Annotated in this window: 18 protein-coding genes; 6 read left to right on the plus strand and 12 right to left on the minus strand. The window is 64.8% G+C overall.

All coding sequences use genetic code 11. From position 1 onward, the window contains the following. Window positions 1–34 precede the first annotated feature (34 nt). Complete coding sequence (locus ACIPZ8_RS21410; protein ID WP_400727180.1) at window positions 35–460, minus strand: hypothetical protein; 426 nt, start codon at window positions 458–460, stop codon at window positions 35–37. A 131-nt stretch (window positions 461–591) separates the two neighbouring features. Here ACIPZ8_RS21410 and ACIPZ8_RS21415 point away from each other — a divergent pair, with 131 nt between their 5' ends. Then, the gene (locus tag ACIPZ8_RS21415; protein ID WP_085676159.1) at window positions 592–894 is read left to right on the plus strand and encodes a hypothetical protein; all 303 of its coding nucleotides are present in this window, start codon (window positions 592–594) and stop codon (window positions 892–894) included. 3 nt (window positions 895–897) lie between these two features. Here the strand turns inward: ACIPZ8_RS21415 and ACIPZ8_RS21420 are convergent, their stop codons facing one another. After that, window positions 898–2148, minus strand: a complete 1251-nt coding sequence (locus ACIPZ8_RS21420) for an aspartate aminotransferase family protein (RefSeq protein WP_400727182.1) — start codon at window positions 2146–2148, stop codon at window positions 898–900. Between the two features lie 102 nt (window positions 2149–2250). Beyond that, on the minus strand, window positions 2251–3150 hold the full coding sequence (gene gcvA / locus ACIPZ8_RS21425; RefSeq protein ID WP_400727185.1) for a transcriptional regulator GcvA: 900 nt from the start codon (window positions 3148–3150) through the stop codon (window positions 2251–2253). Between the two features lie 267 nt (window positions 3151–3417). On the opposite strand from gcvA, the gene ACIPZ8_RS21430 reads away from it, so the two are divergent. The 3 genes from ACIPZ8_RS21430 to ACIPZ8_RS21440 all read left to right on the plus strand — a co-directional run bounded on the left by ACIPZ8_RS21430 (window position 3418) and on the right by ACIPZ8_RS21440 (window position 6127). Further along, entirely contained in the window at window positions 3418–4800 is a 1383-nt protein-coding gene (locus ACIPZ8_RS21430) for an amino acid permease (protein WP_400727188.1), read from the plus strand. Window positions 4801–4857: 57 nt separating this feature from the next. Beyond that, window positions 4858–5358 (plus strand): PaaI family thioesterase, encoded by a 501-nt coding sequence (locus ACIPZ8_RS21435; protein ID WP_400727191.1) that lies wholly within the window; start codon window positions 4858–4860, stop codon window positions 5356–5358. 73 nt (window positions 5359–5431) lie between these two features. Then, entirely contained in the window at window positions 5432–6127 is a 696-nt protein-coding gene (locus tag ACIPZ8_RS21440; protein ID WP_400727193.1) for a glutathione S-transferase N-terminal domain-containing protein, read from the plus strand. A gap of 42 nt (window positions 6128–6169) precedes the next feature. Here ACIPZ8_RS21440 and ACIPZ8_RS21445 read toward each other — a convergent pair whose 3' ends face one another. Next, window positions 6170–7786 (minus strand): inorganic phosphate transporter, encoded by a 1617-nt coding sequence (locus tag ACIPZ8_RS21445; RefSeq protein ID WP_400727196.1) that lies wholly within the window; start codon window positions 7784–7786, stop codon window positions 6170–6172. A gap of 122 nt (window positions 7787–7908) precedes the next feature. Between ACIPZ8_RS21445 and ACIPZ8_RS21450 the strand changes: the two genes are divergently transcribed. Both ACIPZ8_RS21450 and ACIPZ8_RS21455 read left to right on the plus strand, forming a co-directional pair. Beyond that, the gene (locus ACIPZ8_RS21450; RefSeq protein ID WP_400727198.1) at window positions 7909–8295 is read left to right on the plus strand and encodes a DUF488 domain-containing protein; all 387 of its coding nucleotides are present in this window, start codon (window positions 7909–7911) and stop codon (window positions 8293–8295) included. Continuing rightward, the gene (locus tag ACIPZ8_RS21455; protein ID WP_400727201.1) at window positions 8285–8716 is read left to right on the plus strand and encodes a GNAT family N-acetyltransferase; all 432 of its coding nucleotides are present in this window, start codon (window positions 8285–8287) and stop codon (window positions 8714–8716) included. The genes ACIPZ8_RS21450 and ACIPZ8_RS21455 overlap by 11 nt, the downstream gene beginning before the upstream one ends. A 68-nt stretch (window positions 8717–8784) precedes the next feature. Here the strand turns inward: ACIPZ8_RS21455 and ACIPZ8_RS21460 are convergent, their stop codons facing one another. The 8 genes from ACIPZ8_RS21460 to ACIPZ8_RS21495 are packed head-to-tail and all read right to left on the minus strand — an operon-like array spanning window position 8785 to window position 18939. Continuing rightward, the gene (locus ACIPZ8_RS21460) at window positions 8785–10239 is read right to left on the minus strand and encodes a right-handed parallel beta-helix repeat-containing protein (protein ID WP_400727204.1); all 1455 of its coding nucleotides are present in this window, start codon (window positions 10237–10239) and stop codon (window positions 8785–8787) included. A 3-nt stretch (window positions 10240–10242) separates the two neighbouring features. Next, window positions 10243–11421 carry a polysaccharide lyase gene (locus ACIPZ8_RS21465; RefSeq protein ID WP_400727207.1) on the minus strand — a complete coding sequence of 393 codons (1179 nt, stop codon included), beginning with the start codon at window positions 11419–11421 and terminating at the stop codon, window positions 10243–10245. After that, window positions 11412–12815, minus strand: coding sequence for an alginate biosynthesis protein AlgX (locus ACIPZ8_RS21470; RefSeq protein WP_400727210.1), 1404 nt, complete (start codon window positions 12813–12815; stop codon window positions 11412–11414). The genes ACIPZ8_RS21465 and ACIPZ8_RS21470 overlap by 10 nt, the downstream gene beginning before the upstream one ends. Before the next feature lie 27 nt (window positions 12816–12842). Beyond that, entirely contained in the window at window positions 12843–13472 is a 630-nt protein-coding gene (locus ACIPZ8_RS21475; protein ID WP_400727213.1) for an alginate O-acetyltransferase AlgF, read from the minus strand. 18 nt (window positions 13473–13490) lie between these two features. After that, window positions 13491–14585: an alginate O-acetyltransferase gene (locus tag ACIPZ8_RS21480; protein WP_400727216.1), complete on the minus strand. Its 1095-nt coding sequence runs from the start codon at window positions 14583–14585 to the stop codon at window positions 13491–13493. A 9-nt stretch (window positions 14586–14594) separates the two neighbouring features. After that, the gene (locus ACIPZ8_RS21485; RefSeq protein WP_400727219.1) at window positions 14595–16022 is read right to left on the minus strand and encodes an MBOAT family O-acyltransferase; all 1428 of its coding nucleotides are present in this window, start codon (window positions 16020–16022) and stop codon (window positions 14595–14597) included. A gap of 14 nt (window positions 16023–16036) precedes the next feature. After that, window positions 16037–17491, minus strand: coding sequence for an alginate export family protein (locus ACIPZ8_RS21490; RefSeq protein WP_400727222.1), 1455 nt, complete (start codon window positions 17489–17491; stop codon window positions 16037–16039). Then, window positions 17488–18939 carry a tetratricopeptide repeat protein gene (locus tag ACIPZ8_RS21495; RefSeq protein WP_400727225.1) on the minus strand — a complete coding sequence of 484 codons (1452 nt, stop codon included), beginning with the start codon at window positions 18937–18939 and terminating at the stop codon, window positions 17488–17490. The genes ACIPZ8_RS21490 and ACIPZ8_RS21495 overlap by 4 nt, the downstream gene beginning before the upstream one ends. Window positions 18940–18947 lie beyond the last annotated feature (8 nt).

An 18947-nucleotide genomic window follows, 5' to 3' on the forward strand; every position in this document is an offset into this window, starting at 1 on the left:
CAGAGCGGGAGAATCCTGCCTGACCGCCGGGCCGTCAGTCAGCCTGGGCTTGCAGCATCCATTGGCCGTCGATTTCGCGGGCCAGGCCGCTGGCCGGCAGCAGGGCCAGCAGGCGCTCGTGAAGGGCGGCTTCGGTGAAGGTCTTGAGGGTGGTCAGGTCCAGCGCGCCGATCAGCGTGAGGTCGGCCTTGGTGTACGACAGCCAGGCCTTCTTCAGCACCTGGGCGACGTCGCTGCCGGCGGTGCTGGCAAAGCGGCGGTGCCACGGACGGCCTTCGAAGGTGAAGTTGTGTGCGTGGCTGTAGGTGCTTTGGTCGCTGCCTTCGGCGCAGCGGTGGCAGTTGCACGGGCCTTCGCCAAAGGCGTTGCGCAGGTAGCTGTTGAAGTCCACGACGGGCTTGAGGGTCAGGCGTTTGTCGACCTCGAACAGGTCGGCGATCAGGGGTTCTTCGGCGCTCACTCAGGTGTCCTCGTGTGGTGTGGCGTGCATCGGCGGGCACCCTAACAGATCGGGGCAGCTTTTGCAGGCCCGGCCTCTTCGGCGTACTCTACGCGCCCATATACCCAGACACCCTTTTGAGGTAACCCCGCTTGAGCACCAAGTACCCATACACCGCCACCGTGACCATCAGCGCCGAAGACCGCGGCGGTGACACCGAAGCCTCGGAAAACCCGGGCATGCGCGTCGGTCTGGAAGCGGTGACCGAAACCCTGAAGAAGGTGCATTTCGTCGGTACGCTCGCGGCCCCCGAGAAATCCGCCACGCACATCTGCGTGACCCTGGAGAACGGCCTGACCTACTACGGCCCGATCGTCAACGGCCACGCCGAACTCGAAGGTGGCTGGATCGCCTTCGAGTCCGACATGCTCACCCCTGAAGAACTGGGCCTGTAAGCCTCAGCCCAGTTCAGCCAGGCACTGCTCGAGGATATCCAGCCCTTCCTCGAGCACCTCGGCCTCGATGGTCAGTGGTGCCAGCAGCCGAATGATGTGCCGCGCCTTGCCGCTGGGCATCAGCAGCAGACCCTTGGCGCGCGCCGCTTCCATCACCTTGGCCAGCTGGGCTGGCGCCGGGCTGCCGTCGGCATTGACGAACTCGATACCGCGCATGGCGCCGGTACCAGTCAGGCGGCCGATGTACGGGCTCAGGTTCGAGGCCTTCCAGCGGGCGTGACGGCCAACGATCGCTTGCTCCTGGCGCTCACCCCAGGTGGCGACGTTCTCGTCGGTCATCTGTGCCAGGCTCGCCAGCGCCGCCGCACAGGCGATCGGGTTGCCCGAATAGGTGCCCCCCAGGCCGCCCTTGGGCAGTGCCGCCATCAAGTCCTGACGCCCGACCACGGCGCCCAGCGGCATGCCGCCGGCGATGCTCTTTGCCAGCAGTAGCAGGTCTGGCTCGATGCCCAGACGTGGGAAGGCGAAGCGCTGGCCGGTGCGGCCGAAACCGGACTGGATCTCGTCGATGATGATCAGGATCCCGTGCTCGTCACAGAAGCGCCGCAGCGCCTGGGCAAACGCAGGATCAAGGGCGAGGAAGCCGCCTTCGCCTTGCACCGGCTCGAAGATGAACGCGGCCACGTCCTCCACCGCCAACTCGACGCTGAACAGGCGGTCCATGGCCTTGAGTGCCTGCTCGCAGGTCACGCCGGTATCGGCGCTGGGGTAGGGCAGGTGGTACACCGGCCCCGGCAGTTCGCCGACCTTTTGCTTGTACGGCGCGACCTTGCCATTGAGGTTCAGAGTGGCCAGGGTGCGGCCGTGAAAGCCACCGTCGAAGGCGATGATGGCGCGTTTGCCGGTGGCGCCGCGGGCGACTTTCAGGGCGTTTTCCGCCGCTTCCGCACCACTGTTGGTGAGCATGCCGGCCAGCGGGTAGCTGACCGGGACGAACTGGCGCAGGCGCTCCATCAGCTCCAGATACGGGCCATGGGGCGCGGCGTTGAAGGCATAGTGGGTCAGGCGGCTGGCCTGGGCCTGGATCGCCTCGACCACGGCCGGGTTGCAGTGGCCCAGGTTGAGCACGCCGATACCGCCGACAAAGTCGATATAACGTTTGCCGTCGGTATCCCAGACTTCGGCATTACGGCCATGGGAAAGTGTGATCGGATGAACGATGGCGATGGATTGACTGATACTTTCCAGATTCATGGGCACGCGGACCTTGTTCGAGTTTCTTAATATCCAAGCGCGCCACGGTATTATTCCGCAAACGAATTATTCGATTGCGGTCATTCCCTGGATTCGCAAACTTTACCGATCATCCTCAGCCACCCGCTCGCGGATCCACTGCACGAAGGCTTTGACCTTGGGGACTTCCGCGGCGTGTTCGGCGTGGGCGATGAAATGCCGGCCATTGCTCGCCACCGGGTGGTCCCAGGCCACCACCAGCTTGCCTTCGCTCAGTTCTTCAGCCACCAGGTAGCGCGGAATCAGTGCAATGCCACAGCCAGCGATGGCCGCGCGGATGCACAGGTAGAACGTGTCGAAGCGCGGCCCGTGGTAGCTGTTCTGGCTATGCAAGCCTAACCCCAGGAACCACTCGTGCCAGGCCTCCGGCCGTGATGCGCACTGCAGCAGGCGGTGTTCGGTGAGCGCCTCGGCGCTGTCGAAGCGGTGCCGGGCCAGCAGCTCGGGTGCGCACACTGGCACCACTTCCTCGCTGAACAGCTCGATGCAGGTGGCCCCGGGCCAGGTGCCCTGGCCGAAGAAGAAGGCGATATCGGCCTTGGCCTGCACCAGGTCGAACGGCTCCAGCTCGTTGCGGATGTCCAGGTGGATGCGCGGGTGGCGGTCGCCAAAACCCTTGAGCCTGGGCACCAGCCAGCGAGCGCCGAAGGTTGGCTGGGTGGCGATGCGCAGCACCTCGGTCTCGTCACCGTAGCTGAGGATGTAGCGGCTGGAGATGTCGATCTGGGTGAGGATCTTGTTCACTTCAGTGAGGTACAGCGCGCCGGCCGGGGTCAGGTGCAGGCGCCGGCGAATACGCTGGAACAGCGAATGCGACAGCATGTCCTCGAGCTGCGCGACCTGCTTGCTGACGGCGCTCTGGGTCAGGTGCAGCTCCTGTGCTGCACGGGTGAAACTCAAGTGCCGGGCGGCGGCTTCGAAGCACTGCAGGGCGGTGGTCGAGGGCATCAGGCGTTTGGACATGGCAGGCGCATACCGAGCAAAAAAGGAAGAAGTTCATTCCGCAATGGAATCATGTGCTTCGAAAAGGTCGTTTGTTGACCTTGCCCTATAGATTAATACTGACCTCGATCAACGATTACAACCGGTATGGCGAAGAGGAGGTAATTGCGCGACCGGCGACTTAAAACAACAAAAAACAGCAACACGACCTACCCGAAATCTGCTCCAACTTTTCAGCCGTCGACGGCATTGCCGCCGCACGCCGGCCGACCCATTCGAGGGTTCTTCATGGCTTCGCTACACAACAACAAACAGCGTTCCTTGCAGCACGGCCTGACCTCGCGTCAGGTGTCCATGATTTCCATTGCCGGCATCATCGGTGCCGGCCTGTTCATCGGTTCTTCCAACGCCATCGCGACGGCGGGCCCGGCGATTCTCATTTCCTACGCCATGACCGGCCTGCTGGTGCTGCTGGTGATGCGCATGCTGGGCGAAATGGCCATCGCCAACCCCAACAGCGGCTCGTTCTCCACCTACGCCTCGGAGGCCATCGGCCCCTGGGCAGGCTTTACCATCGGCTGGCTGTACTGGTGGTTCTGGGTGCTGATCATCCCGGTCGAGGCCATCGCCGGCGCGGACATCCTGCATGCCTACTTCCCCGCCGTACCGTCCTGGCTGTTCGCCTTCCTGATCATGGTCGTGCTGTCGGGCAGCAACCTGGTCAGCGTGAAGAACTTCGGTGCGTTCGAGTACTGGTTCGCGCTGGTCAAGGTGGTCGCCATCATCGCTTTCATCGGGGTCTGCAGCCTGGCCGTGTTCGGCTTCTGGCCGCTGGCCGAGGTGTCCGGCATCAGCCGCCTGTGGGACAACGGCGGGTTCATGCCCAACGGTTTCGGCACCGTGCTCGGTGGCGTGCTGATCACCATCTTCTCGTTCTTCGGCGCCGAGATCGTCACCATCGCCGCTGACGAGACGGCCAACCCGAAAGACAAGATTCGCCGTGCCACCAACCTGGTGGTGTACCGCATCGCGATCTTCTACCTGGCGTCGATCTTCCTGGTGGTATCGCTGGTGGCCTGGAACGACCCAAGCCTGAAGGCGGTGGGCTCGTTCCAGCGCGTGCTGGAAGTGCTCAATGTGCCGGGCGCCAAGCTGCTGGTCGACCTGGTGGTGCTGGTGGCGGTGACCAGCTGCATGAACTCCGGCCTCTACACGGCTTCGCGGATGCTCTATTCGCTGGGCGCCCGTGGCCAGGCGCTGAGCATGACCAAGCGTATTTCCGGTGCCGGCGTGCCGACCGTGGCGGTGATCCTGTCGACCCTGGCCGGCTTCGTCGGTTGCTTCGTCAACTATGTGCTGCCAGGCAAGGTGTTCGGTTTCCTGCTGTCCACAACCGGCGCCATCGCCTTGCTGGTGTACCTGGTAATCGCCGTGTCGCAGCTGCGCATGCGCGCCCGTGCCGAGCGTGAAGGGCGCCCGCTGGAGCTGAAGATGTGGTTGTTCCCGTGGCTGACCTGGCTGGTGATCGGCACCATCGTCATGGTCCTGGGCTACATGCTGTTCAGCGATGCCTACCGCTACGAGACGCTGATGACCGCTGGCGTGACCGCGTTCATCCTGCTGGTCTCGCTGACCCAGAAGGGCGGCAAGGTGGTTGCCCAGCCGGCGTGAGCTTTCTGCTTTAATGGGGGCGTTTCGCGCCCCCATTCCTACAAGCACAGGCAGCGTATGAACGATTACTCCCTTTCCCTCCAGGCCCTCGCCGCCCCCGAAGGCACCTGCTTCGGTTGTGGCTGCTCCCACCCCTCCGGTTTGCACCTGCAAAGCCACTGGGATGCCGACGGCATCCACCTGTTGTGCCGGCACTCACCCGACAGCACCTACATCGGCTGGCCCGGCCTGGTCTATGGCGGCCTGCTGGCCATGCTGGTCGACTGCCATTCGAACTGGACCGCCATGGCCTACCACTACCGCGCCGAAGGCCGCGAAGCGGGCAGCCTGCCGCGTATCGATTGCGTCACCGGCAGCCTCGGCCTGAACTACCTCAAACCCACCCCTATGGGCGTGGAGCTGCTGCTCAAGGCGCGCGTGGAAGGTGAGGTCGGGCGCAAGACCCGAGTCATCTGCGAGGTCTGGGCTGGCGATGTGCTGACGGTCAGTGCCGACTCGGTGTTCGTGCGGGTGGATACCGAAAAGCTCAAGCTCAAGGCGCACGGCCAGGCCAGCTGATCAACGGCGGGTGATGGTCAGCCAGTTGGGATGTCTCTACAGTGACGGTTCCCTCTCAAGCCCAAGGTTGAACATGACCGATCTGAGCGCTTTCCCCATCACCCGTAAATGGCCCGCGAAGCATCCCGAGCGCCTGCAGCTGTACTCGCTGCCCACGCCCAACGGCGTCAAGGTGTCGATCATGCTGGAGGAAATCGGCCTGGCCTACGAGCCGCACAAGGTCAGCTTCGACAACGATGACCAGCTGAGCCCCGAGTTCATCTCGCTCAGCGCCAACAACAAGATCCCGGCGATCCTCGACCCCAACGGCCCGGGCGGCCAGCCGCTGCCGTTGTTCGAATCGGGGGCGATCCTGCAGTACCTGGCGGAAAAGAGCGGGCAGCTGCTGAGCCAGGACCCGGCCCAGCGTTACCAGACCCTGCAGTGGCTGATGTTCCAGATGGGCGGCATCGGGCCGATGTTCGGCCAGGTCGGTTTCTTCCATTTCTTTGCCGGCAAGGAATACGAAGACAAGCGCCCGCGCGACCGCTACGTCAACGAGTCGAAGCGCCTGCTGGGTGTGCTGGACCGGCACCTGAAAGGGCGTGAGTGGATGGTCGATGAGTACAGCATCGCCGACATCGCCATCTTCCCCTGGGTGCGCAACCTGGTGGAGCGCTATAACGCGCGGGAGCTGGTGGGCTTCGATGAATTCAAGGAAGTGCAGCGGGTGCTGGCGAAATTCCTTGAGCGGCCAGCCGTACAACGCGGCCTGAAAATCCCTGCCTGATCCGCTCACGCCGGCCTTTGTAGGAACGGCCTGTGGCTCAGTCTAGAAAATCTGGTTCAGCAGCCAGTACAGGCCACCGGCCAACAGCATCGCCGCCGGCAGGGTCAGCACCCAGGCCATCAGCAGGTTGATCAACGTGCGCTTCTGGATCCCCGAGCCGTTGGCGACCATGGTCCCGGCCACCCCCGAGCTCAGCACGTGGGTGGTCGACACCGGCAGGCCGAACATGTCCGCCGCACCAATAGTGCACATGGCGACCACTTCCGCCGACGCACCCTGGGCATAGCTCAGGTGGGTCTTGCCGATCTTCTCGCCCACCGTCACCACGATACGCCTCCAGCCGACCAGGGTGCCCAGGCCCAATGCGATGGCCACGGCGACCTTCACCCACAGCGGAATGTAGCGGGTGGCATCGTCCAGCTGGGTCTTGAACAACTGCACATGGCTGCGGGTGTCGGCGTCGAACGCCACCAGCTGTTTCTTCTCGATCAGGCGGATGGCTTCGCTGGTCAGGTACATGTCGTTGCGCACGTTGGCCATGGCTTCGGCCGGCACGCGCTTCAGCGAACCATAGCCTTTGACCTGGTCACCGATCATGCCGGTGAGCGCGGCGAGTGCCGGCACCAGCTGCGGGCTGGCCTTGGGTTCGGCGATGAATGCGCTCAGCGCCTGGCGCGGGTCGGCGGGGGCTGGCCCGGGGTCAGTGTGCACCAGCACCTGGCGGGTCGCTTCGGCAACGGCGGAAAACTGCAGCGCCTGCTCGCTGGGCATGGTCTTGTTCAAGGCGTAGGCCATCGGCAGGGTGCCGACCAGAATCAGCATGATCAGGCCCATGCCCTTCTGCCCGTCATTGGAACCGTGGGCGAACGACACACCGGTGCAGGTCAGGATCAGAATCCCGCGGATCCACCACGGCGGCGGTGTGCGGCCTTCCGGTGCCTGGTACAGCGCCTTGCGCTTGACCAGTGCGCGTAACGCCAGCAGCAGCAACGCTGCGCAGGCAAAGCCGATCAGCGGCGAGAACAGCAGGGCATAGCCGACCTTGCTGGCCTGGGCCCAGTCGACCCCGCTGGTGCCGTCACGCCCGTGCATCAGCGCGTTGGCCACACCGACGCCGATGATCGAGCCGATCAGCGTATGCGAAGAGGAGGCCGGCAACCCCAGCCACCAGGTGCCGAGGTTCCAGATGATGGCCGCCAGCAGCAAGGCGAAGACCATGGCGAAGCCAGCCGAGGAGCCGACCTGTAGAATCAGCTCCACCGGCAGCAGGGCGATGATGCCGAACGCCACCGCGCCACTGGAAAGCAGCACGCCCAGGAAGTTGCACAAGCCAGACCATACCACCGCCACCGGCGCGGGTAGCGAGTGGGTGTAGATCACCGTGGCCACTGCGTTGGCGGTGTCATGAAAGCCATTGACGAATTCGAAGCCCAAGGCAATCAGCAGTGCCAGCCCCAGCAGCAGAAACGGCGTTACGGTGGTGATCACCGTGCCGCTGGCGGTCACGTCCTGCTTGAGGCTCCAGGCGGTGTAGGCGATGCCGGCCAGCAGCAGGCCAAAAAACAGCACGAGGCTGGCGCGCCCGGGTTTGTGCGCAAGCTGCGGGCGGGCATCGCGACGGGCCAGTGACGGCTGGCTGGCCAGGGACGGGGTTGCCATTGGGGGCTCCGGTCGGCATTGGCGAAGGTGGCTCTGAGCATAGAAACAATTCCTCGAATGGTTATGACCTTGATCAAGTAATCACCTAGTCTCAGGACAGACGGTAAAGGCATGAGAACCCCATGATTCGCTGCAAACGTGTCTACGACGAGGTTGAAGATGACGATGGCCAGCGCGTGCTGGTCGACCGCCTGTGGCCGCGCAACCAACGCAAGGACGAACTGCAGGGGCAATGGCTGCGCGAGGTGGCGCCCTCCACCGATTTGCGCAAGGCGTTCCACCAGGGTGAGGTGGATTTCGCCGGGTTCACCCAGCGCTATCGGCAGGAACTGGCGGCGCACCCGGAATACTGGTATCCGCTGCTGGACCTTGCAGCCAAAGGCAACCTGACCTTGCTGTATGCCGGCAAGGACACCGAGCACAACAACGCCCAGGTGCTGGCGGCGTGGCTGGAGGACGAACTGGAGCGGCGCGGCCCGGGCAGTTCGCCGGTGTGCTATGCCCATTGAGCTGATTGCCGCGAGCGATGCCTGGCGCACGTTTGCCCGGGACCTCACGCGACGGGCGATGCTGCCCTATTACCGCGAGTTCGACTTGTTGTGGATCGAGGAGGCCTTCGACGAGGCCTGGGGCTGGCGCGAGCAGTGGCTGGTGATGGACGGCGAGGTCGTGCTGGGTTTCTGCAGCCTCAGCCAGGACCGGCAGGCATTGTTCATTCGTGAGTTGCACCTGGTGCCGGAGCAGCGTGGGCGAGGGGTGGGCAGCCAGGTGCTGGAAACACTGGCTGACTGGGCGGCGCAGCGGCGGTTGCCACGCTTGAGGTTGATGGTGTTCAAGAGCAACCCGGCGCGGCAGTTGTACCTGCGCCATGGGTTTGTCGAGATGGGTGAGGATGATTGCTTTGTGAGGATGCAGCGAGTTATCGGTTGACCTGTGCCGGCCTCTTCGCGGGTAAACCCGCTCCCACAGAGGCCGGTGCAGTTACAGCAGATGCTGGATCATTGCTGCCTGACCCGCACAGTCTCACCCTGGCGAACCGTGGCTTCGAGCAACTGCCCCTGCACGGGCAACAAGTCCCCGATCAACAGGTTCTGCAACAACGGCTTGCCATCGAAACTGTTGCCCCCCAGCAGCACATCCCGCACACCCTCCACCCGCACCAGCGCCTTGCCGACCCGGCCCAGGCGGTTGCCGCTGAGCACCAGCGGCCCGGCCAGCGGCGTGGCATTGCGCAGGCTGATGGCATATTCCGCGGTGTTGCCGATGCGGTTGTCGAGCAGCGCCACGGCGCCTACCTCGCTGGCATCCACCGCGCTGCCCTGGCTGCTGGCCAGCAGGTTGCCATCGATTACCAGCGGTGCCGCCGCAGTGGGTGCCAGGTTGCGCAGCTGGATGCCATTGCCACGGCTGTCGCCGATGCGGTTGCCGACCAGCAGCACCGCGCCCTGTTGCTCGCTGACTTCGATGGCGGCCTTGGTCGCACCGAGGATCAGGTTGCCTTCGACCAGGGCACGGGTCTGGCCACGCAGGCGCACGCCGCTGTTGTTGTCGATGCCGCGCAGCTGGTTGCCCTGCAGCCTGACCTGGCTGTTCTGCACATCGATGGCGTATTGCTGCGACTGTTCGAACTGGCTGCCGGTAAGGGTCGCCTGGCTGTGCTGCAGCTCCACCGCACTGGACATCTCGCTGAACTGGCTGTCGCGGATGATCACCGTGGCCGGGCGCGTGCTGGCGGCCTGCTGGGTGCTCAATGCCGTGGTCAGGCCACGGGAAAGGTTGGCGTTGTAGCCCAGGCGCCTGAGCGTCGAGCCGATCACCTGGGTATGGCTGCCGGCCCAGGCCACCACGAACGGCCGCCAGGCCCGGTCGGTGCTCCCCGGCTTTTCGCCGGCCATGCTCTCCAGGCTGGACTGGTTCAGCCCGAGCCAGCCCTGGTTGATGAGTGCCGTGCCGGAGAAACTCGACAGGTACAGGCTGGTGCCTTCCAGGACCAGCCCGGCATCGCTGCCGATCAACAGCGGGTAGCTGAGCAGGTAGCCATCCTTGTAGCGCTTGAGGACGCGCGGGTCGTTCAGTGCGTCGTGCAACTGCGCCAAGGTGATGCTGCCACCGCGCAGCATCACCACCTGCGGGTGGTGCGCCTGGTAGCCGGCGATGGCGCGGAACAGGCCGTTGTTGACGAACGGCTCGAACGGCCAGCTGCCGGCCTGGGACGAGAACATTGGCTGCAGGCTGACGCTGGCGCGCCCGGCCGGGCGTTGCCGTTCGGTCTGCTGGAAAGTCACGGCCTGGCGCACCTGCTGGCGCAATTGCTCGAGCCTGAGCTGGTGTTGCTCACGGGGCAGGGTGTCCACGGTCTGCGTGACCGGCAGCGATTGGCTGGCGGCCTGGGCAGTGCCTGCCAGGCACAGGGCGGCCAGGCAGGTAAGGGAAAAGCGGGCGAGGGCAGCCATGGGTCAGCTCCTTGATCCGGGCAATGGGGGGTAGAACGCTTTGATCGGGCCGCCGAGCTGGCTGTAGTTGTCCACCTCGCCGCCTTCGCTGTCGTACAGCTGGCGCGCCAGCGCATGGTCGGGGTTGCGTTGCAGGAACGGGATCAGCCAGGCCAGTTTGTACGGTGCCACATCCGCCTGGGACTGGCCCTTGAGTTCGGGCAGCTCGCCCGGGGCGAGCACTGTGCGGGCAGCGAAGTTGGCCAACTGGTCGAGGGTCTGCTGGTCGTCGCGGCTCCACGGCAGGCTATTGGCGCGCGCCGACTCGGCCAGCAGCACCAGCGGGACCAGGGCGTACTGGCTGTAGTTGGCCGCCAGCTTGCTGCGCGCCACTTCCAGCGGCAGATAGGCGTAGTTGCCGTTGTTGGCGCGCACGGCCTGGGCCAGGGCACGGCGCAGGTTGCCGTCGGCCCACTGGATGAAGTCGTCGCGGCCGACCAGCATGCCGGTGGCGGCCACGGCCCAGGCCGCCCAGTAGTCGTGGTTGTTGAAGTACACACCGCGGGTGCTGCGGCGCGGGTCGTACTCACGGATCACCAGCTCGCCCAGGCGGGTGAACCAGCTGCGCTGCGTTTCGTTCAGTTGCAGCTTGCCGTCGGCAGCCGACTGGGTCAGCAGCACGGCGCCGGCCATGGCCGCCAGCGCCCACTTGCGCGCGGCCATGCCGGTGCCGCTGGCATCCGGGTTGAGCAGGGCACCGGCTTCGGCCCAGTGTTGCAGCCACTGGTCCTGGCAGGCCAGGGCCATGTTGGCGTCCTGGGGTTTGCGGGCGCCCTGGAAGCGTTTGCTGGCGTAGATCAGGCCACCGACGAACTGCTTGACCTGCTTGGCGATCTGCTCGCTGTTGGCGTCCGGGCTGCTGCGCAGGGTCGACTTGCTGGCGTCGCGCTGGTCGTACTTGCTTTCCAGGCGCAGGCTGCCGGTGTAGGGCGCGGGTGGTTCCCTGGTGCAGGACAGGGTGCGGTAGTCGGCGATCATGGCCGATTGTGGGGTGCTGTGGGCGGGCCAGATCGACTGTGCCGCCTGTGTCAGTGGGCTTATAAAAAATAGGGTTAGCAGGATGGGGGCCGCTTTGCGGCCCATCGCCGGCAAGCCAGCTCCCACACTGACCGCATCAGCCCTGAACAGCGGTATCACAGGCATAGCCGAGTCTCCACATCGGTTGCCACAGTCCCCGCCTTGGTCGGCTCCATGAACACCGACAGCAGGTTGGCCCCGGCAAACTCCGGTGCCTTGCTCAGTTCCAGGTAGTACTGGCCACCGGTCACCGCCGCCTCACGGCGGAACCACACCTTGTCCCGCGCGCCGTTGTCGTAATAGACGATGATGTAGAAGTCCTTGACGTTCTTGTCGCTCAGGCGAATGTCGAGGAACCCTTTGGACAGCGCCTGGCGGCCACTGCCGGCATTGCTCAGCAGCTCGATACGCTCACCCACCTGCAACGCCGGGCGCTGCAGTTTCGAGCCAAGTACTTCCTGGTTTGCCGGGCAACCACCCTGGACCGCCGGCACCAGCTGGCGATACATCAGCGGCGAATCGAGCCGATAGTTGGCCGGCAACTCCCAGACGATCAGCTTGGGCGGTGCCTTGGGCTTGTAGTCGCTGGACAACAGGTACTCCAGCAGCGAGCCATCTTCACCCACCCCGGGCAGGGCGTAGTTGAGGATGTCGACGTTCAGGTACTGCTTGAGGTAGCCATCGAAGTTGAATTGCTTGCTCTCGTCCTCACGGGCCGCAGCGTTACTGTCGCCGACCAGGATCACCTGCGGGTCCGGTGCCTCGTCGAACAGCGCGTCGGCGCCTGCGGCCACCGGGATGGTCTGGTAGCCGCGTACGTACTGGAAACCGTAGTTGTTGCCGCAGATGCTGCTCATCGCCAGGTTCATGGTGCCGTCCTTGGGCACCATCACGCCCGGCTCGGTGTGGTACGCCTTCTTGGTCAGCCCGGCATAGAACGGCTGGCGGCGGATTTCCTCGGCCATCAGTTTCGCCGTGGCCTCGGCGCCGGAGGGCGTCCAGTGGTGGTCGCGGCGGAAAAAGTACTCGCCCTTCGGCGGTTGCTGCACCAGTTGCATCATCGGCGCCACCACCGCGCCGCCCTGGCGCAACTGGCCGAGGTAGGCACTGAGGCTGTTGCTGGCACGGGCATAGTCGAAGCCATGCAGCTGGTCGGCGAACAGCTTGTCGCGGTGCATCAGCCCGCGGGTCGGCTGGATCGCCATGGCCACATGGATACCCTGGCGTTCGAACGCCTGCATCAGGCGGGCGAACTCCGGGCGCATCGGCGCGGGGATGCCGAAGTCATTGGTCAGGTCGACGGCCGAGCGGAACAGCCAGCGGTCCTTGCCAGGCACGATCTCGCGCATCAGTTTCATGCGCCCTTCGGCATAGCGTTGCGGGTCACTCAAGGCCGGGCAGACCATGCACTGCAGGTTCTCGCAGCCAGGCTTGCTCGCTTGGGCCGGCTGCGCGGCCTGGCCGGGCAGGCTGAGCAAGGCCAGGGCAGCGCTCAGGCCAAAAGGTACAAGGGTCTTCATGTGCCATTCATCCTTGCAGGGCATTCATCACTCGGTCGGGTCGATGCTGTTGGCCAGGGTCATGCTGCGGTTGCCGGGCAGCAGCACGTAGCTGTAGGAGCGGCCCTTCTTGAGGAACTGCTCGTCGAAGCTGGCGACCTTGGTGTCCTGCTGGTAGGCAGCAAAGTCGATCTTGATCTCGTTGACCATGCGCGTGCCGGTCTGGCCATTACCAAGCGCTTCGACCACTTCGTGCTTGCCATCGGAGGTCTTCAGTGCGGCCTGGTTGGCGGTCAGGTTGTAGAAGGCGATCTGTGCTTTTTTCGGTTCGTTGACGTACTTGTCGCTGATCAGCTTCAGCTGCTTGCCGTCGTACACCACGGTGCTGGCAGCATTGGCCTTGAGCTGCGGCTCGATCGACTTGCCGCCGACGGCGATCTTGTGCGGGCCAGCAGGGGTGAAGCGGTAGCCGCTGAGCTGACCAGCGGCGACCCGCTGCGGGTTGACCTTGCCGCTGAGGGTCACGTCGATGTTGCTGTCCGACAGGTTCAGCACGCGGACGAACGCCGAGTCGGCCGGGGCCACGGCGTCGTACAGGTCGGCGTTGCCTTCGGCGGCCAGGGCGGCATGGCTGGCAGCGGCCAGGGCGATGGCGGTGAACAGCTGGGTAAGTTGCATCAGGCTCTCCTTGAATCGTCAGAAATGCTGGGGCGCAGCGCTGCGGCTGAGCGAGCCGGGGCGGTGGGCGAGCAGGGTGCGCAGGGGGAATTCCCAGACCACGGTGTCGATCTGTGTGTTGGCCAGCTGGTCGCTGGCCAGGAACTGGTTCATCGCCTCGAACGGGCCGCGGGCCTCTACGGCGATGCTCAGCAGGTCGCGGTTGAGTGCCTCCTTGAGAAAGCCGACGAAGTTCCAGTCGTCGATCTTGCTGTAGCTGGTGCCGACCAGCAGCAGGCTCTGGTTTTCTTCGGCGAACAGGTCGTCGGCGCCTTGCGTGGCCTTGAGGGTTTCGTACAGGGCGATCGGGTTGGGGCCGAACTGCGGTGCCAGGCGCGCATGGTCGAACTGGATGTAGTTCATCAGGTCACCCTTGACGCTTTTCTCACCGGCCTTGTGCGACACGTACACCTGGTCACCCAGCAGTTGCGGGCGCTGGCGTGCCAGTTCATAGGCCGACAGCCTTGCGCCTTCCGGGCTCCAGTGGGTGTCGGACTTGAGGAACAGCTGCGGGCCGTCGAGGTTGGCAAGGAAGGCCCCGCGCAGCGGCACCACGTCCAGCTGGCGGTTTTTCAGCTCACCGACGAAGTGGTCGTAGAGGCTGGTCACCCGTGGGTCGAACGCGTGCTGGGCATGTGCCGCGTACACATCCAGTTTCATCGGCAGCGGCAGGATCACCAGCTGCTTGCCATGCTCGGCCAACTGCGCGCGGACCTTGGCGATCTGCTCCAGCTGGCTCGCCACGTTGGCCTCAAGGTCGTTGGGCACACGGTATTCCTGGTTGGTGTAGAGCCAACCGTCCTTGCCCAGCACCACGCCCTTGGTACCTTCGCCGAACAGGTGGAACTGGGCATCGGCCCACAGCTCCACCGACGGGTCACGCAGGAAGAAGCGCTTGTCGTAGGCCTGCTCGAACTTGCGCAGCAGCTTGCCGTCGACGAACAGGTTCCAGGTGTCGGTGGAGGTGCGGGCGAAGCTGAATACCGGTGGCAGCGAATAGACGAACATCGCCGCCAGCACCACCACGAACAGAATGCCATTGGCCTTGCTGGCCGAATTCATCACCGGGTACATGGCCGTCTCCTAGAACTGGAAATACAGGAAGGGCGAAAACGAGTTGGCCGCCAGGCTGCTCAGCGCCAGCAGGAAGCCGCCCCACAGCAGCACGCTGTGCAGCGCGCCGACATGGCGCATGAAGTAGCCGTCCTTGTTGCCGGCGTAGAAACGCACGTTGTTGATCCCGGCCAGTACCAGCCAGGCCAGCGCCACCAGGGCGAAGGCCATGGCCATCTTCGAGGCGCCAAGCACGTACAGCTCCAGCGAACCGAAGCCGTTGAGGCCGAACAGCGCCTGGTAGATGTCGATGCTGTGGCGCAGGTCCATGGTGAAGAACAGCGGCATGCTCAGCAGGATCAGCAGCCCGGTGCGCAGGTTGCGGCCCAGGTGGTAGGGCGTGCTGACCTTGGTCGCCAGGTTGAACTTGCGCTCGATCACCATGCCCACGCCGAAGAACAGGCCCCAGCAGATGAAGGCGAAGCTCGCCCCGTGCCACAGGCCCGACAGCAGCATGGTCCAGATCAGCGCCGGCAAGGCACCGGCCACGCGCTTGCGCACCAGTGGCATGTACACGTAGTCGCGCAGGAAGTGCGCCAGGGTCATGTGCCAGCGTGCCCAGAACTCGGTGATGCTCTGCGAGACATAGGGCTGGTTGAAGTTTTCCGGGAAGCGGAAGCCCATCATCAGCGCCAGGCCCAGGGCCATGTGGCTGTAGCCGGCAAAGTCGAAGTACAGCTGCAGGGTCGAGATCACCAGGCCGAACCAGGCATCGCTGAACTGCAGTGTGCCTTCGCTGACGAACAGCACGTTGATCGGCGCCAGGCGGTCGGCGATCAGCACCTTCATGATGAAGCCGAGCATGAAGCGGCACACGCCAAGCGAGAACAGCTCCAGCGAATGGGTGCGTTCGCGCAGCTGGGGTGCCAGCTGGCTGTAGCGCAGGATCGGCCCGGCCACCAGGTGCGGGAACAGCGCGACGAAGGCGGCGAAGTCGATGAAGTTGCGCGTTGGCGTGGCGTCCTTGCGGTAGATGTCGACGATGTAGCTCAGGGCATGGAACACGTAGAACGAAATGCCCAGCGGCAGGAAGATGTTCTCCAGCGTCCAGGTGTTGATGCCCAGCGGCGCCAGCAGCAGGGCCAGCACCTCGGCACCGAAGTTGGCGTACTTGAAGTAGCCCAGGGTCGACAGGTTGCCGGCGATGCCGATCCACAAGAGGCGCAGGGCCATGGTTTTGTCGCCCGCGTCCAGGCGTGCCTTGATGCGTAGGCCGAACCAGTAGTTCCAGTAGGTGATGCCGACGAACAGCAGCAGGAAGTCTGGCCGCCACCAGGCATAGAAGATGTAGCTGGCAGCCACGATCACCGTGGAGCGCCACTGCGCCTTCGCCAGGAAATACACGGCCAGGAACAGCGGCAAGTAGAGGAACAGGAACACGTTGGAGGCGAAGATCATGGCACGGCCCTTCCTTAGTAACTGATCACCACGCCGACGCTCAGCTGGTAGTCATCGCCGGTTTCCAATGCACTGCCGGCATTGAGGTAACTGGCGCTGACCAGCGCGTTGACGTCCAGGTGCTTGCCATCGATAGCCACCGGAAACATCTTCCAGTAGTAGTTGAGGTCGATCATCTGCCCGACATTGCGCCCGTTGCCGTTGCTGCCTTGGCTGATGGCGCGGTTGCGCTCGGCGCGTTGATCGCCGTTCATGCGGATCGGCAGGGTGCCGTCGGCATCGCGCAGGTCGAGTTGGGTCACTCGCAGGTCCAGCGCGCTGCGCGGGGTGGGGCGGGTCTCCACGGCGAAGCCGTAGTAGCTCAGGTTGCGCAGGTCGAGGGCAACGAACGAACTGGTCAGGCGGGTGCTGTAGGAGCCGGTGCGGGTGATGCGGTCGGACTGGATGGCGTTCAGGCGGAAGCCGTCGTTCTCGTCGCTGGGCTTGTCGGTCAGGCCGCCGCGCAGCGCCACGCGCGGGGTCCACGCCAGGTCGTCGAAGCGCTTGCCGACTTCGCCGAGCACCGCCCAGCCCTTGCTGCTGTGGCCAGTGGTGGTGACGCCGTTGCCGTCGGTGTTGTCCATCTTGCCATCCAGCGCTGCCAGTTCCAGGTGGTAGTCGCTGAGCACCGGGTAGGCGAGGTTGTCGCCCTTGAAGAACAGCCCGTAGCGCATGCCCTTGAAGTCGTAGCGGTCGTCGGCGTCGTGGCCGCTGTGGTCGTTCTCGTGCATCAGGCGCACACCGACCTGGTTGTTCTGGCTCCAGCGGTAGGCGTACTGGCCCATCAGGTAGGTGGTGCGCTCTTCGCTGTCGGCCAGGCGGTTGACGTCGGTGTTGTAGTTGTGGAACTTCTGGCCGACGGCGAAGAACGCCTCGCTGAAGGTGTCCTGATAGTTGAAGCGCAGCGATTCGAGGCTGTCGTCCCACCAGATCCCGTAGTCGTCATAGAAGCGCTGGCGGCCGAACGAGGCGGAGAAGCGCGGGTCGTCGCCGATCAGGTTGCGCTTGACGTACAGCTCGCGCAATTCGGCGTACCAGCCTTCGGGCTGCTCGCGTTCGTTGGCGTTGGACGCTTCGTTGGTCAGGTTGCTCGACTGGCTGGAGTCGTAGTTCAACCACAGGCGGCCGTAGACCATCCATTTGGCCCAGCGCTTTTCCGGCGAGTACCAGGCGAACGATGGCTCGTAACGCAGGCTGTAGAACATCTCGCGGTCGCTGCCGACCTGGGAGTCTTCGGGGCCGTAGCCGGTCTGCACGGTGAGCTTGTTGAACACTTCCGAGGTGATCACCGGCTCGCTGCCATCCAGCGCGGCGACGCGCACCGGTTCGTTGCTGTCGGCTTCGGGGCCGGTGATTTCTTCTGCGGCGAAGGCCGCTGGCAACGGCGCCAGGGCCAGCAGGGCGCCGAACAGGGGGTGATGCGCTTTCACAGGGTGGCCTCCTTGAACAGCCCGTTGCGAGCGGCCAGGGCACGCTCGATGTCATCCTTTGGCAGGGTCTTTTCCAGGCGCTTGATCAGGCTGCGCGCGCTGCGTTCACCCAGGTCGAGGGCCACGCGGGCGTAGGTGTAGGCCTTGACCGGGTCGTGGCACAGGGCACGGCCGTAGGCGTGCAGGGTGGCCATGCGGTACCAGGCGGCGGTGTTGCCCTTGTCGGCTTCGGCCTGGAACAGCGCCAGGGCCTTCTCCTGGTCGGGCTGGTCCTCGACGCCCTTGCTGTAGTACTCGCCCAGCAGCAGGCCGGCACCCGGGTAGCCGCTGGCGCGCAACTCGTCGATCAGTGCGCGGGCCTTGTCCGGGTCCAGGGTCAGCCAGTTGTTGACCATGTAGAACTGCGCCTGCAGGGCCTTGGCCCGGGTCGGCTCGCGCTCGCGCACCTGGTCGATCAGCGCCTGGGTTTCCTCGGCGTTGTGCTCGGTCGGGTTGGAGATCATGTAGTTGGCCTTGGACACCATGGCCGGCACGAAACCACGGGCCACGGCCACATCGCGCCAGCGCTGGACCCGGGCGGTGGCCAGGTTCAGCGCATCGCTCTGGGCTTTTTCCCGGGCCAGTTGTTCCGGGCTTGGCGGCAGCTTCTCGGCGCCGGGCGCGAGGGCCTGGTTCTCGTAGCGGTCGGCTTCCTGTTCGGCGCGCTGCACGCTGCTGATGCTGTCGAGCAGCGCGGCGACGCGGTGGATGATCTCCACCGGCAACTGCTCGCGCTCAGGTTCGAGCTGGTCGGCGAACGGCGGGAACAGGCGGTCCTGCTGCTCGCCGAGGAAGGCGTAGTAGCGGTCTACGGCGCGCGCGTCCACGCGCACCGCCTGGCGATACCAGCGCTCGGCGCTGGCGCGGTCGCCCTGGCGCTCGGCGAGCACGGCGTGGTACAGCTCGGGGCGGCAGTTGAGCAGGCAGGCCTGCTCGTACAGTGCCAGCAGCTGGGCCGCCTGGGCGGTATCGACCAGCTCAGGGTAAGTCAGGAACACTTCGAGCGTGGTGCTGGTGTTGCGCGGGTCGAGGTTGGCCGGGTAGCGCGTCAGTGCCTGTGCCATCCACGGGCGCTGCGCCTCGCGCAGGCTTGGGGTGCGGTCGATCAGGCGGGCCAGCGAAGCCAGTGCCGGGACCATGCCATGGCCGTCGGCAAAGGCCTTCTGGTACAGCGCCAGCACTTCTGCGCGGCTGGCGTCTTCGCGCCCGGCCAGCACATCGCCAAGCAGCAATGTACTGGCCAGGTCGCCACGGGCAGCCAGTTCGCGCAGGTCGGCGGTGACTTCGGCCGACGGGTCCTTGTACAGCGCGTAGCGGATCTGCTCCAGGCTCTGCCCGGCGCTGGCTGTGGTTGCGCAGGCCAGGGCCAGGCCGGCCAGCAGCAGGCGGGGAGGCATATTGGCGGTCATGGCGTCAT

Source organism: Pseudomonas sp. NPDC089422 (genome assembly GCF_044749405.1).
Classification (GTDB): Bacteria; Pseudomonadota; Gammaproteobacteria; order Pseudomonadales; family Pseudomonadaceae; genus Aquipseudomonas.

Coding starts and splice junctions, on each gene's coding strand:
- ACIPZ8_RS21435 (WP_400727191.1), top strand. CDS start 4,858: ATGAACGATTACTCCCTTTCCCTCCAGGCCCTCGCCGCCCCCGAAGGC.
- ACIPZ8_RS21495 (WP_400727225.1), bottom strand. CDS start 18,939: ATGACCGCCAATATGCCTCCCCGCCTGCTGCTGGCCGGCCTGGCCCTG.
- ACIPZ8_RS21445 (WP_400727196.1), bottom strand. CDS start 7,786: ATGGCAACCCCGTCCCTGGCCAGCCAGCCGTCACTGGCCCGTCGCGAT.
- ACIPZ8_RS21475 (WP_400727213.1), bottom strand. CDS start 13,472: ATGCAACTTACCCAGCTGTTCACCGCCATCGCCCTGGCCGCTGCCAGC.
- ACIPZ8_RS21450 (WP_400727198.1), top strand. CDS start 7,909: ATGATTCGCTGCAAACGTGTCTACGACGAGGTTGAAGATGACGATGGC.
- ACIPZ8_RS21455 (WP_400727201.1), top strand. CDS start 8,285: ATGCCCATTGAGCTGATTGCCGCGAGCGATGCCTGGCGCACGTTTGCC.
- ACIPZ8_RS21440 (WP_400727193.1), top strand. CDS start 5,432: ATGACCGATCTGAGCGCTTTCCCCATCACCCGTAAATGGCCCGCGAAG.
- ACIPZ8_RS21470 (WP_400727210.1), bottom strand. CDS start 12,815: ATGAAGACCCTTGTACCTTTTGGCCTGAGCGCTGCCCTGGCCTTGCTC.
- gcvA (WP_400727185.1), bottom strand. CDS start 3,150: ATGTCCAAACGCCTGATGCCCTCGACCACCGCCCTGCAGTGCTTCGAA.
- ACIPZ8_RS21460 (WP_400727204.1), bottom strand. CDS start 10,239: ATGGCTGCCCTCGCCCGCTTTTCCCTTACCTGCCTGGCCGCCCTGTGC.
- ACIPZ8_RS21480 (WP_400727216.1), bottom strand. CDS start 14,585: ATGTACCCGGTGATGAATTCGGCCAGCAAGGCCAATGGCATTCTGTTC.
- ACIPZ8_RS21465 (WP_400727207.1), bottom strand. CDS start 11,421: ATGCCTGTGATACCGCTGTTCAGGGCTGATGCGGTCAGTGTGGGAGCT.
- ACIPZ8_RS21430 (WP_400727188.1), top strand. CDS start 3,418: ATGGCTTCGCTACACAACAACAAACAGCGTTCCTTGCAGCACGGCCTG.
- ACIPZ8_RS21420 (WP_400727182.1), bottom strand. CDS start 2,148: ATGAATCTGGAAAGTATCAGTCAATCCATCGCCATCGTTCATCCGATC.
- ACIPZ8_RS21485 (WP_400727219.1), bottom strand. CDS start 16,022: ATGATCTTCGCCTCCAACGTGTTCCTGTTCCTCTACTTGCCGCTGTTC.